Source organism: Variovorax sp. E3 (genome assembly GCF_016082275.1).
Lineage (GTDB): Bacteria > Pseudomonadota > Gammaproteobacteria > Burkholderiales > Burkholderiaceae_C > Variovorax.
This window is the reverse complement of sequence record NZ_MOWM01000190.1, coordinates 1-12,935: the sequence shown is the minus strand read 5'-3', so window position 1 is coordinate 12,935 and position 12,935 is coordinate 1. Positions and strand designations below refer to the sequence as shown.

Genomic DNA, 12,935 nt, shown 5'->3' with positions numbered 1-12,935 from the left:
GCCCGGCGGCGCGGGCAGCACATGCACGCCGCAGCCGGCGCGCACGGCGGCGCCATCGAGCGTGAGCCGGCGGCCGGCCACGTCGGCCAGGCTGCCCAGCGGATCGATGGCCCAGACCTCGCAGGCCGAGCCCACCTTGGGGCAGTGCTCGTCCAGCAGCAGCACGTTCTTGCCCTGCTGGACCAGGGCGGCGCCCAGGTTCATGGCGGCGGTGGTGGCGCCCGCGCCGTGGCCCATGCCCGCGACGGCGACGACGCGCGTCTGCGTCTGCGCCAGCAGGCGCCGCAGCCCGTCCGCCTGGTCCGCGACCGTCTTGCTCATTGCAATCTCCTCAACCCAGCTGCTCCACGGCACGGGGTGCCTGCACGGGCGCGGTCGACTCGGTGCCCAACGCCTCCAGCAACAGGAAGAGCTTGCCCACGCCCGCGTACAGCGCGCTGCCGCTCATGAGCCGGCCGTTGCGCGCCGGACGCGCCGTCAGTTGGCCCAGCAGCGCGCGCGTGCGGTCGGCCCACTCGCCTTCGGCCTGCAGCAGGCGCCACACGGTGGTGGTCATCTGGCCCGCGATCAGCAGCCGCTTCATGATGTCGGGGTCGCCCAGCTCGCCGATGCCGCCGACCAGCTGCACGCCGTCGCGCAGCAGGCGGAAACAGGGTTCGGCGTCCTGCGCCCAGCCTTGCCACTGCGCGAGCTGGCGGGTCGGCACTTCCGCGCCGATGTTCGACAGCGCATAGCTGTGCGCCAGCACGTTGCCGCTGCGCGCGTCGAGCATGCGCGTGGCCACGCAGCGCAGCGCGGGCATGGCGTCGCGCTCGACGCCCGCCGCCACGGCCGCCGCGTTGAAGCGCAGCACCACGTCGGCATGCGCCTCGCAGCGCAGCGCCGCCTTGCCGCGAAAGCGCACGGGCTGGCCTTCGCTGAATTCGAGGTCCAGGCGCGCGAGCGTGTCGGGCGCGCCGGTGCGCGTGTCGATCACCGCCGTCGAGCCCGGTGCGCGTGCCAGCCAGCGCTGGCCCGCGGCCTGCCACTGCAGCATGGCCTCCAGGCCGGGCAAGCGCGTGAGCACATGCACCAGCGGCTTGCTGCCGAAGTCTTGCTGGCGCAGCCACGGCACCTGGCGCGCGCCCGGCTTGCGGGCGGCGTCCTTCATGCCGCGCGTGGCGGCGGTCGACAGCCACTGGTTGGGCGCGGCCAGCGGCAGGCCGGTGCGGTCCGACAGCAGCAGGCTGCCGTGGCATTCGTAGGCGTCGCCGCCTTCGTTCGAGCGCAGGCCGACCTGGCCGCACAGCGCGAGCACATGGGTCTCGCAGCCCGCGGCCACTTCGCTGCGCGCGTGCACCATCAGGTCCTGCAGCACGGCCTTCTGGCCGACGCCTTCGTCGCTCGCCTGGCGCCACAGGCCGCGCGCGCGCTCGAAGCCGATCTGCGCGCCGGCCAGCGCGCTGGCGGCGGTGGCGAGTTCCTGCGCGTCGTGCGCCATGGCGCGGATCAGGTTCTGGTACTTCAGCCGCAGGCGGTCGGTCTCGCCCTGGGCCTGCACCACCTGCGCGGACGGGCCGGCGCCGGCGGGCTCTTCCTGCAGGTCGCTCTCGGCGGGCACGAACAAGGGGTTGTGCTGGCGCGGCTGGAACACGCTGTCCACCAGCTGCGCGCGGTCGGCCTGCATCAGGTTCTCGGGCACCTTCTGGCCGCTGGAGATGTAGTGCACCGGCAAGCGGTGGCGAATGACGGTGTCGATCAGCGCGCCCGGGTGCGTGGCCTCGTCGACCTTGGTGAAGATGCAGCCCGTGAGGTCGTTGCCGTTGCGGTAGGCATGCACCACTTCGTTGAGCGTGTCGCCGTGGCTGGTGGCGTTGAGCAGCAGCAGCCGCTTCACCGGGCGCTGGCTCTGGCCCAGCATGGCGATCTGCTCGGACACGGCGCGGTCGCGCTGGCTCATGCCGACGGTGTCGATCAGCACCATGTGCTTGTCGCGCAGGTCCTGCAGCACCAGGTGCAGGTCGGCCGCGTCCTTCACGGCGTACACCGGCACGTTGAGGATCTGGCCGTAAATGCGCAGCTGCTCGTAGGCGCCGATACGGTAGCTGTCGGTGGTCACCAGCGCGAGCTTGTCGGCGCCGAAGCGCATCACGCAGCGCGCGGCCAGCTTGGCGGTGGTGGTGGTCTTGCCGACGCCGGTCGGCCCCATCAGCGCGTACACGCCGCCCTGCGCGAACAGCGCGTCTTCGTCTTCATGCACGGGCACGGCGCGGATCAGCTCGGCGCGCACGTAGGCCATGCCTTCGGCATAGGTCTGGCCGGTGGGCAGCTTCTCGAGCATGGCCTTCGACAGGCGCGCGCTGAACCCGGCGCCCAGCAGGGTGCGCAGCAGGCGGCCGCGCACGGGGTCGCGGCGCTGCTTGTCGTTCCAGACCACGCTGGCGAGTTGTTCCTCGATCATGCCGCGCATGGAGTGGAGTTCGTTGAGCACGGTGTCGCCGGCGGCGGGTGCCGCGGGTGCCACGGGCTGCGGTGCCGCTTGCACGACAGGCGCGGGGCGCATGACCGGTGCCGCATGTGCGGCAGGCGCAACAGGTGCAGCGGCCACGACAGGCGCGGGCACAGGCACTGGCGCCGGCACAGCCGCCACCGGGGCCGCCTTGTCGGCCACCCCCTGCACATCGCTCTCCACCATGGCGACGATCTCGACGCCCTCGGCGGTGGCACGGTGGGTCAGCACGATGGCGTCGGCGCCCAGCGCCTCGCGCACCAGTCTCAGGGCTTCGCGGCTGGTGGCCGCGACGAATTTGCGTGCGGTGGTGCGCACGTCGTTCTGCTGGGAATTCAACCTCGTCCTCCAATGGCGGCGGTGATCTTGATGGTGCGGGAATCAGGGATTTCCGCGTGCGAAAGAACCTTCAGCTGCGGCAGGCTGCGCCGCAGGAAACGCGAGAGCAGCACGCGCAGCGAGTGCTGCACGACGAGCACGGGCGCCAGCCCCATCTGCTCCTGCCGGTGAATGGCGGCCTGCGCCTGCTGCAGCAGGTTGTCGGCAATGCCGGGCTCGATGCCGCTGCTGTTGCTCAATGCCTGCTGGAGCACGCCGTCGAGCGAACCGTCCAGGCCGATCACCTGCATTTCGGAGTCGCCCGGGAACAGCTGCTGCGTGATCGCGCGGCCCAGCGCCAGGCGCGTGAGCGTGGTGAGTTCAGTCGGGTCCTTGATGGTCGGCGCGTGCTCGGCCATCACGTCCAGGATGGTGCGCATGTCGCGGATCGGCACCTCTTCGTCCAGCAGGTTCTGCAGCACCTTGTGCAGCGCGCTGAGCGACAGCACCTTGGGCACCAGGTCTTCCGTGAGCTTGGGCGCGGTCTTGGCGATCTGGTCGAGCAGCTGCTGCACTTCCTGGCGGCCCAGCAGTTCGGCGGCGTGCGTCTGGATCAGGTGATTCAGGTGCGTGGCCATCACCGTGCAGGCATCGACCACCGTGTAGCCGTAGATCTGCGCCTGCTGGCGCTGGCTCGCGTCGATCCACACGGCGGGCAGGCCGAAGGCCGGGTCGTGCGTGGGCGCGCCGGGCAGCGAGCCCGTCACCTGGCCGGGGTTGATGGCCATCCACTGGTTGGGGAAGGCCTCGCCGCGGCCGATCTCCACGTCCTTCAGGCTGATGACGTAGGTGTTGGGCTTGATCTCGAGGTTGTCGCGGATGTGCACCACCGGCACCAGGAAGCCGATCTCCTGCGCGATCTTCTTGCGGATGCTCTTGATGCGGCCCAGCAGCTCGCCCTGCTGCGACTGGTCCACCAGCGGAATGAGCCGGTAGCCGACCTGCATGCCCAGCGGGTCGACCATGGCCACGTCGTCCCAGGTGGCCTCGGCCGTGTCGCTCTGCGGCGCCAGGCTCGCGGCCTGTTCGGCGGCGGCAGCCTGCTGCGCGGCTTCGCGCGGCTTGCGCATCATCAGGCGGCGGCCCAGCCACACCAGCCCGCCCGCGATCAGCAGGAACGCCAGGTTGGGCATGCCCGGGATCATGCCCAGCAGGCCGACGATGCCGGCCGTGAGAAACAGCACCTGCGGGTTGGAGAAGAGCTGGCCCGTGAGCTGGCTGCCGACGTCTTCGTCGGTGGTCACGCGCGAGACGATCACGCCGGCCGCGGTCGAGATCACCAGCGCCGGAATCTGGGCCACCAGGCCGTCGCCGATGGCCAGCAGCGTGTAGGTCTTGCCGGCGGTCGAAAAATCGAGCCCGTGCTGCAGCATGCCCACCACCAGCCCGCCGATGATGTTGATCACCATGATCAGCAGGCCCGCGATGGCGTCGCCGCGCACAAACTTGCTGGCACCGTCCATCGAGCCGTAGAAGTCGGCCTCCTGCGCCACTTCCTGGCGGCGCTTGCGGGCCACGTCTTCGCCGATCAGGCCGGCGTTGAGGTCGGCGTCGATCGCCATCTGCTTGCCCGGCATCGCGTCGAGCATGAAGCGCGCGCCCACCTCGGCAATGCGGCCCGCGCCCTTGGTGATCACCATGAAGTTGATCAGCACGAGGATGATGAACACCATCACGCCCACGGCGAAGTTGCCGCCCACCAGGAAGTGGCCGAAGGCCTCGATCACCTTGCCCGCGGCGTCGGGGCCGGTGTGGCCGTTCATCAGCACCACGCGCGTGGAAGCCACGTTCAGCGACAGGCGCAGCAGCGTCGAGAACAGCAGCACCGCCGGGAAGGCCGCGAAGTCCAGCGCCTTCATGGTGTACATGCTCACCAGCAGCACCATCACCGACACGGCGATGTTGAAGGTGAACAGCAGGTCGAGCAGAAACGGCGGCAGCGGCAGCACCATCATGCTCAGGATGAGGATGATGAGGATCGGCCCCGCCAGTCCCTTGAACTGCGTTCCGGAGAACATCTGCGTCGGCAGACGCAGCAGGTTGGTCATCGCGTTCATGCGGCTTTCACTGTGTATTCGAGTTCTTCGGGCACCTGCACGTCGGTGGGCGTGCGCGGGGCGTCGCCGCCCTCGCTCTTCCAGCGGCGCAGCTGGTAGACCCAGGCCAGCACTTCGGCCACGGCCGTGTACAGGCCGGCCGGAATCTCATCGCCCAGCCGGGTGTGCTTGTAGAGCGAGCGCGTGAGCGGCGGCGCTTCGAGAATGGCCACGTTGTGCTCCTTGGCCAGCTCGCGGATGCGCGCGGCCACCAGGTCGGTGCCCTTGGCCACCACGCGCGGCGCGCGCATGCCGCTGTCCTGGTACTTCAGGGCCACCGCGAAGTGCGTGGGGTTGGTCAGCACGATGTCGGCCTTGGGCACCTCGGACATCATCCGGCGCTTGGCGATCTGCTGTTGCTGGCGGCGGATCTGCGCCTTGATGTGCGGATCGCCTTCGCTTTCCTTGTGCTCCTGGCGCAGGTCCTCGCGCGACATGCGCAGCTTGCGGTAGTAGCTCCACAGCTGGAACGGCACGTCGACCAGCGCCACCAGGAACAGCGTGGCCGCGATCAGCGCGCAGTGCTTGGCCACCAGCACCATGGCGTGCGGCAGCGCGTAGTGCGCGGGCTGCGCCATCAGCGCCATCATGGCCTCGATGTCGCCCTTGATCACCCACCAGGCCACGCCGCCGATCAGCGCCGACTTGGCCAGCGCCTTGAACAGCTCGGCCAGCGACTGCGCCGAGAACATGCGAGCAATGCCCGACAGCGGATTGAGCTTGCTGAACTTGGGCGCGACGGCCGCGCCGGAGAACATCCAGCCGCCCAGCATCAGCGGCGCGGCCACGGCCGCCACCATCATCATCGCGAACAGCGGGCCGATGGCCATCAGCGTCTGCAGCGCCATGAGCCCGGTCTGCGACAGCATGTGCGCGGGGTCGAAGGCGCTGGCGCGGTCGAACTGCAGGCCGTGGCGCAGCGAGCCGTTCATGCTCTCGCTGAGCAGGCCCGAGGTGAACCACAGGCCCGCGCTCGCGGTGCCCAGCATCACAAAGGTGGTGAGCTCCCGCGAACGGGCCACGTTGCCTTCCTCGCGCGCCTTTTCCAGGCGCCGCTCGGAGGCGGGTTCCGTTTTTTCGAGATCGCTTTCCTCAGCCATTCATGCTCCGAACCGGCACTGGCGACGTACGCCTTGCCCAGAACCAAATTATTGAATTCGGTCGGTCGGAACAATCTGCCGATCAGGGCCCTTAACGCCCTGCTATTCGGACAATGAAGGCTAGAAGCCCAGGCTCTCCAGCAGGTCGTCGACCTGCGCCTGGTCGGTCACGGCGTCGGGGTTGCCGGGCTTGATCTGCGGGCCGTTCTGCAGGCTCTGCGTGGCCTCCTGGCGCTTCTCGGGCGGGGAGTTGTCGATCAGCACCTGGAGCAGCTGGGTCTCCACGTCGTTGACCACTTCCATCATCTTCTTGATGACCTGGCCGGTCAGGTCCTGGAAGTCCTGCGCCATCAGGATTTCCATCAGCTGCGAGTTGATGGCGCTGGCGCGGTCGGGCACCTCGCTCAGGTAGCCGCGCGTGTCCAGCACCAGCTCGCGCGCATGATCCAGCTCGATGGGGTTCTCGAACCATTGGTCCCAGCGCTTGCTCAGGCCCTTGGCGTCGCTGGCCAGTGCTTCCTGCAGCGGCTGCGCCACGTCGATGGCGTTGAGCGCGCGGTGCGCCGCGCGCTCGGTGGTGGCCGCCACGTAGCTCAGGCGGTCGCGCGCGTCCGGAATGGCCTGCGCGGCCTTGGCCACCTGCTTGTCCAGGCCCAGCTCGCGCAGGCCTTCGCGCAGCTGGCGCGTGAGCTGGCCGATGCGGCCCAGCAGCTGTTCAGCGGTGTTGGCGGGGTCCGCGATTCCCGAAGCGTCCTGGCTCATGTCACGCAGCCTCTTTGGCGAGTTTCTCGAAGATCTTGGTGATCTTCTCTTCGAGCGTGGCGGCCGTGAAAGGCTTCACCACGTAGCCGTTGGCGCCCGCCTGCGCGGCCGCCACGATGTTTTCCTTCTTGGCTTCGGCCGTGACCATCAGCACCGGCAGCTTCTTGAGCTCGGGGTCGGCGCGGATGGTCTGCAACATGGTCAGGCCGTCCATGTTGGGCATGTTCCAGTCGGACACCACGAAGCCGAAGTTGCCGCCGCGCAGCTTCTCGATGCCCGCCGCGCCGTCCTCGGCCTCGTCGACATTGAGGAACTCCAGTTCCTTCAGCAGGTTGCGCACGATGCGGCGCATGGTCGGGAAGTCGTCCACAACCAGGATTTTGATGCTCTTGTCGATCACGATATTTCCAACTCCAACAGGTCGATTTTCAAACTCGGTTCGTACGTTCGCCGAACGTACGCAGGTGCGCCAGAACCCGGCGACTCACTTCACTCAAGGGGGACACGTCGTCCACCGCGCCCAGCGCGATGGCTTCGCGCGGCATGCCGAAGACCACGCAGCTGGCCTCGTCCTGCGCCAGCGTGTGGGCGCCCGCGCGCTTCATGCGCAGCAGGCCCTCGGCGCCGTCCTTGCCCATGCCGGTCAGGATGATGCCGATGGCGTTCTTGCCCGCGTACTTGGCCGCCGAATCGAACAGCACGTCGATCGACGGACGGTGGCGGTTCACCGGCGGCTCCTGGTCCAGGTGCGCCACGTAGTTGGCGCCGCTGCGGCCCAGCGACAGGTGAAAGCCGCCCGGCGCGATGTAGGCATAGCCCGGCAGCACGCGCTCGCCGTGCTCGGCCTCCTTCACGTTGATGCGGCACAGGCCGTCCAGGCGCTGTGCGAACGAGCGCGTGAAGCCGGCCGGCATGTGCTGCGCGATCAGCACCGCGGGCGAGTCGGGCGGCAGCGGCTGCAGCACCTCGCGGATGGCCTCGGTGCCGCCGGTGGAGGCGCCGATGATGATCAGCTTTTCGGTACTCAGCAGCGGGCTGCGCAGCAGCGACTCCTGCGGTGCGTCGGGCGTTGCCTTGGCCGACGCGGCATGGCGGCTCGGCTGGATGCGCGCGCTGGCCGCCGTGCGGATCTTGCCGGCGATCAGCTCGGTGTAGTTGAGCAGGCCGTCGCGCACGCCCAGGCGCGGCTTGGTCACGAAGTCGATGGCGCCCAGCTCGAGCGCGCGCAGCGCGATCTCCGAGCCGCGCTCGGTCAGCGACGACACCATCACCACCGGCATGGGGCGCAGGCGCATGAGCTTCTCGAGGAACTCGAGCCCGTCCATGCGCGGCATTTCCACGTCCAGCGTGAGCACGTCGGGGTTCGTGACCTTGATGAGGTCGCGCGCCACCAGCGGGTCGGCCGCCGTGCCCACCACGGTCATGTCGCTCTGGCTGTTGATGATCTCGGTCATCACGCTGCGGATGAGTGCCGAGTCGTCGACGCACAGCACTTTGATTTTCTTGATGCTCACCGGTTTCCTTTGATGGCCGCCACCGGCGCCACGCGGGCGGCCTGGGCACTGCTTGTTCTTTCGAGGTCGGGCACCGCGCGGTGGCTGGACAACTTGCGCAGCAGCTCGCCCTCTTCGTGCTGGATCAGCCGCACTTCGGTCTGCGCGCGCAGCTTGCGCACGATCGCCTTGCCGGTGGCCGGCACGAAGTACACGCGCCGCGCATGCGGCCCGCGCAGGTCTTGCGCGGCGACCTCGATGCGCTCGGTGCGCAAGTAGCGCAGCACGAAGTCCGCGTTGCGGTCGCCGATGTTCAGCGTGGTCATGTTGGCCAGCACCGCGCCGCCGCCGAACACCTTGGCCTGCAGCCGGTCGCGCCGCGCGCCCGCGCGCACCAGTTCGCGGATGAGCGTGTCCATGGCGTAGGTGCCGTAGCGCATCGATTCGGAGGGGTCGCGCGTGCCGGGCTCGCTGTCGTCGGGCAGCATGAAGTGGTTCATGCCGGCCACGCCGGCCTCGGCGTCGTGCAGGCACGCCGCGACGCACGAGCCGAGCACCGTGCTCAGCACGGTGTCGCCCGCCGTCACGTAGTACTCGGAGGGCAGCAGCTTCACGGCCATCTGGCCGACGTCGCGGTCGAAATAGTGATGGCTCGCCACCGAGTCCGGCGCGGCCATGTGCGACGTGCTCGGGGGAAGCATGGGAATCGGGGGCGTCGGCGCACTCATGGCACACCCGATGCGCGCACGCGCTGCAGCTCGTACACCGTCTGCCCCAGCGACTTGAATGCCGGATTGACGAGCGACGCGTTTTCCGAATGCCCGGCGAACAGCAGGCCGTTCGGCTTGAGCAGCGGCATGAAGCGGTCGAGCACCTTCTTCTGCGTCGGCTTGTCGAAGTAGATCATCACGTTGCGGCAGAAGATCGCGTCCACCGGCTCCTTGACCGCCCACGCGCTGTCCAGCAGGTTGAGCCGCGAGAACTTCACCAGCGCCGCCACCTCGGGGCGGATGCGCACCTTGCCCGCGTTGGCGCCCGTGCCCTTGTTGAAGAAGCGGCGCAGCCGCTCGGGCGACAGCCGCTCGACCTGCTCGGTCGTGAACACGCCGGCCGCGGCCTTGGCGAGCACGGCCGTGTCGATGTCGGTCGAAATGACGCGGGCCGAGGCCGCCGCCTTCTCGCCGAGCGCCTCCATCAGCGTGATGGCGATCGAATAGGGCTCCTCGCCCGTCGAGGCCGCGGCGCACCACACCGTGATGGGCTGCGGCATCTTGCGCACATGCGCGGCCAGCGCCGGAAAGTGATGCGCCTCGCGAAAGAACGACGTCAGGTTGGTGGTGAGCGAGTTGATGAACAACTGCCACTCGCCGCCGTCGCCGCTGGACTCCAGCCAGTCGAGGTACGTGCAGAACTCCGGAAGCTGAAGCTCCCGCAGGCGACGCGAGAGCCGGCTGTACACCATCTGCCGCTTCTGGTCGCCCAGGGCGATGCCCGCCCGGCGATGGATCAGCGTCCGGATTCTGGAGAAGTCGCTATCGGTAAAAAGGAACTCGTTATTCACAGCCACCCTGGAAGCATGGCTTTCAATGTACATAGCGCGCACCGGTTGCAATGGGTCGATGAGATGCACAAAAGCCCTGCACTTCCGGGGTCATGTTCACGGGGCGGTCGCGGCGGGGCCCGCGTCCTGCGACCACACCAGCGCCGACAGCTGCGCCGCGTTGACCTGGGCCGCGCTCAGGAACAGCGCCTCCGACAGGCGCGAGGCCTGGCCGTCGTCGAGCTCGCAGCTTTCGGCCAGCGCCACGAAAGGCCCGTAGAGGCCGCTGCGCGACAGGATGGCCTGCTGCACCGACTCGGTGAGCTGCACCTTGCGCAGCACGCCTTCCATCGACACGCCCAGCAACTGGTCCAGCAGCGAGAACATGCCCGCCACGAACAGGTTGTCCGACTCGCTGGGCGGCAGCATGCCCTGCCCCATCAGCTCGACGAAGCGTCCGCGCAGGATGGCCTTCTTCATCATGAAGGGCGAGCTGGCCTTGTTGCTGGTGGCCAGCAGAAGCGACAACCAGCGGTACAGCGGCGAGTAGCCCAGCATGGCCACCGCATGGCGCAGCGAATGGATTTCCACCGCCATGCCCACCGACGGCGAATTGATGTAGCGCAGCAGCCGGTACGTGAGCGCCGCGTCGTGCTTGAGCGCGGCCTCGATGGCGCGCACGTCCTCGTTGCGCTGGATCATCTGCATCAGCTTGACGATCAGCAGCGACTCGGGCTGCAGCGCGTCGTCGGCGTCCTTCACCGGCGGGTTGCGGAACGCCCCGTCGATGAACACATTCACCCGGCGTGCGGCGCAGGCGTCGAAGTCTTTCCAGTTGGCCACGCGGGGCGCGACCAGCTCGATCGGCATCTGGCACTGCTGCGCCTCCTGGCGCACGCGCACCACGACGTCGGCGTCGCGCGCGTCCACCTCGAAGTGCGTGACGATGGCGCGCACCTCGGGGTCGCCCGGCAGCCCCGCGGCGCCGCACAGCATGAAGCCGAAGCCCTGCTCGCGCAGGAACAGCAGGATGGAGCGCAGGTCGGCATCGCGCAGGTCTTCCTCGCTCATGCACAGCACCACGCTTTGCGGCGGCAGCGACTGCAGCTCGCTCTGGAACAGCGCGTCGACCGTCACGTCCACGAACAGCAGCATCGAACCCAGCTGCCAGCCCGCGCCCTCGGGGTTCAGGTGCAGGGCCACGGTGTCCATCAGGGCCTTGACGCCGGCCCCCGCATGGGCGCCGGCCTGCGCGTTCGCCGGCCGCCAGGCCAGGCGGTAGCCGATGACGCGGCGCTGCGCGTCGAGCAGCATGGCATAGGCCACGTGGCCGTTGGCGCCGGCGTCCTGCGCGCGCAAGGCATCGGCGCCGTCGGCGCCCGCGGCGTCGTCGCCGTGGCGTCGGAAGAAATCAAAACGCATTCAGCGGTCTCCGTGGGGCTCAGAGTGCAATGGCGTCCGTCCTCCGTGCGGCGCCCGCCAGGGCGGCCGCGCTCGCGGCCTGCGCGCGCTGGATGCGCGGCATGGCGCCGACATCGATGATGAAGGCCACGCTGCCGTCGCCCAGGATGGTGGCGGCCGAAATGCCCGGCACCTTGCGGTAGTTGGTCTCCAGGTTCTTCACCACCACCTGGTGCTGGCCCAGCAGCTCGTCGACCAGCAGCGCGAAGCGGCTGTCGTCGGCCTGCACGATCACCAGGATGCCCTGCGTCGGGTGCGTCTGCGCGCCCGACACGTCGAACACGCGGTGCAGTTCGATCAGCGGCAGGTACTCGCCGCGCACGCGGATCACGTGGCCGTCGGCGGTGATGGAATGCAGGTGCTCCGGCAGCGGCTGCAGCGACTCGATGACATAGCTCAGCGGCAGGATGTAGGCCTCTTCGCCCACCTTCACCGACATGCCGTTCAGGATGGCCAGCGTGAGCGGCAGCACGATGCGGGTGGTGGTGCCCTGCCCGCCGCGCGAATGGATCTCGACGTGGCCGCCCATTTCCTGGATGTTGCGCTTGACCACGTCCATGCCCACGCCGCGGCCCGAGATGTCGGTGATCTGCTCGGCGGTGGAAAAGCCGGGCGCGAAGATCAGCTGCCACACCTCTTCGTCGGGCATGGTCTCGCTCACGGCCATGCCCTGCTGCAGGGCCTTGGCCAGGATGCGCTCGCGGTTCAGGCCCGCGCCGTCGTCGCTCACCTCGATCACGATGTTGCCGCCGTGGTGCTGCGCCGACAGCAGCAGCTGGCCGGTGGCGTCCTTGCCCTTGGCCAGGCGCACCTCGGGCGTCTCGATGCCGTGGTCCAGGCTGTTGCGCACCAGGTGCGTGAGCGGGTCGACGATGCGCTCGATCAGGCCCTTGTCGAGCTCGGTTTCCTTGCCGTAGGTGTCCAGGCGCACCTGCTTGCCCAGCTTGGCGCTCACGTCGCGGATCACGCGCGGGAAACGGCTGAACACGTAGTCCATCGGCATCATGCGGATCGACATGACCGATTCCTGCAGGTCGCGCGCGTTGCGCTCCAGGTGGCCCAGGCCGCTGAGGAAGCGCTCGTAGGCCACGGGGTCGAGCATGGTCGCGGCCTGCGTGAGCATCGACTGCGTGATGACGAGCTCGCCCACGAGGTTGATGAGCTGGTCGACCTTCTCGACGTCGACGCGGATGGAGCTCGACTCCTTGGCGCCGGCCGGCGCGGGCGCGGCGGCGGCCGATGCCGCCTGCGGCTTGGCGGCCACTTCGGCAACAGCAACCGCGACAGGTTCGGGCACGGCCGCGGGCGCGGTGCGGCTTCGACGGCGGCTTCGGCCACGTCCGCCACGGCGGCGGCCTCGCGCGTGATGTCGATCTGCGACTCGTCGATGACGAAGCAGCACACGGCCACGATGTCGTCGGGGTCGCAGGTGGTCTCCAGCATCACGGTCAGCTGGTCGTTGCTGCGCGTGCGCGACAGCACCTTGCCCAGGTTGGAGAGCTCGCCGGCGAGCAGCTCGCATTCGCTGTCGGACAGGCGCGCGAAGCGGATGCGCAGCGCGCCGTCGCCGGCGGGAGCGGCGGCAGCGGCGGCTTGCACGGGGGCGGCAACCACGGG

The 12,935-nt window shown here is 68.8% G+C and carries 9 protein-coding genes and 2 pseudogenes; all 11 read right to left on the bottom strand.

All coding sequences use genetic code 11. The annotated features are described in order from the left end of the window. A pseudogene (locus BMG07_RS36205) lies at positions 1–321 on the bottom strand (flagellar biosynthesis protein FlhG); the annotation flags it as partial. Positions 322–331: 10 nt separating this feature from the next. Next, positions 332–2,827 carry a flagellar biosynthesis protein FlhF gene (gene flhF / locus BMG07_RS36200; protein ID WP_198088540.1) on the bottom strand — a complete coding sequence of 832 codons (2,496 nt, stop codon included), beginning with the start codon at positions 2,825–2,827 and terminating at the stop codon, positions 332–334. Then, the gene (gene flhA / locus BMG07_RS36195; RefSeq protein WP_198088539.1) at positions 2,824–4,923 is read right to left on the bottom strand and encodes a flagellar biosynthesis protein FlhA; all 2,100 of its coding nucleotides are present in this window, start codon (positions 4,921–4,923) and stop codon (positions 2,824–2,826) included. Before flhA ends, flhF begins: the two co-directional genes overlap by 4 nt. Further along, positions 4,920–6,062: a flagellar biosynthesis protein FlhB gene (gene flhB / locus BMG07_RS36190; RefSeq protein WP_198088538.1), complete on the bottom strand. Its 1,143-nt coding sequence runs from the start codon at positions 6,060–6,062 to the stop codon at positions 4,920–4,922. Before flhB ends, flhA begins: the two co-directional genes overlap by 4 nt. Before the next feature lie 120 nt (positions 6,063–6,182). Continuing rightward, a complete protein-coding gene (cheZ, locus tag BMG07_RS36185) occupies positions 6,183–6,824 on the bottom strand; it encodes a protein phosphatase CheZ (RefSeq protein ID WP_198088537.1) in 642 nt (213 codons plus the stop codon). Between the two features lies 1 nt (position 6,825). Next, the gene (gene cheY, locus BMG07_RS36180) at positions 6,826–7,221 is read right to left on the bottom strand and encodes a chemotaxis response regulator CheY (protein ID WP_172839779.1); all 396 of its coding nucleotides are present in this window, start codon (positions 7,219–7,221) and stop codon (positions 6,826–6,828) included. Positions 7,222–7,252: 31 nt separating this feature from the next. Then, positions 7,253–8,332 (bottom strand): chemotaxis response regulator protein-glutamate methylesterase, encoded by a 1,080-nt coding sequence (locus BMG07_RS36175; RefSeq protein WP_198088541.1) that lies wholly within the window; start codon positions 8,330–8,332, stop codon positions 7,253–7,255. A gap of 2 nt (positions 8,333–8,334) precedes the next feature. Next, positions 8,335–9,018: a chemoreceptor glutamine deamidase CheD gene (cheD, locus tag BMG07_RS36170; RefSeq protein WP_198088536.1), complete on the bottom strand. Its 684-nt coding sequence runs from the start codon at positions 9,016–9,018 to the stop codon at positions 8,335–8,337. A gap of 23 nt (positions 9,019–9,041) precedes the next feature. Continuing rightward, positions 9,042–9,911: a CheR family methyltransferase gene (locus BMG07_RS36165; protein ID WP_198088535.1), complete on the bottom strand. Its 870-nt coding sequence runs from the start codon at positions 9,909–9,911 to the stop codon at positions 9,042–9,044. A 63-nt stretch (positions 9,912–9,974) separates the two neighbouring features. Then, positions 9,975–11,279 carry an EAL and HDOD domain-containing protein gene (locus BMG07_RS36160; protein ID WP_198088534.1) on the bottom strand — a complete coding sequence of 435 codons (1,305 nt, stop codon included), beginning with the start codon at positions 11,277–11,279 and terminating at the stop codon, positions 9,975–9,977. 19 nt (positions 11,280–11,298) lie between these two features. Beyond that, positions 11,299–12,935, bottom strand: a pseudogene (locus BMG07_RS36155) (chemotaxis protein CheW); the annotation flags it as partial.

What these genes read in the sequence shown, in the direction of transcription:
- flhA (WP_198088539.1), bottom strand. Translation starts at nt 4,923, where the DNA reads ATGAACGCGATGACCAACCTGCTGCGTCTGCCGACGCAGATGTTCTCC.
- flhB (WP_198088538.1), bottom strand. Translation starts at nt 6,062, where the DNA reads ATGGCTGAGGAAAGCGATCTCGAAAAAACGGAACCCGCCTCCGAGCGG.
- cheZ (WP_198088537.1), bottom strand. Translation starts at nt 6,824, where the DNA reads ATGAGCCAGGACGCTTCGGGAATCGCGGACCCCGCCAACACCGCTGAA.
- cheD (WP_198088536.1), bottom strand. Translation starts at nt 9,018, where the DNA reads ATGCTTCCCCCGAGCACGTCGCACATGGCCGCGCCGGACTCGGTGGCG.
- BMG07_RS36165 (WP_198088535.1), bottom strand. Translation starts at nt 9,911, where the DNA reads ATGTACATTGAAAGCCATGCTTCCAGGGTGGCTGTGAATAACGAGTTC.
- BMG07_RS36160 (WP_198088534.1), bottom strand. Translation starts at nt 11,279, where the DNA reads ATGCGTTTTGATTTCTTCCGACGCCACGGCGACGACGCCGCGGGCGCC.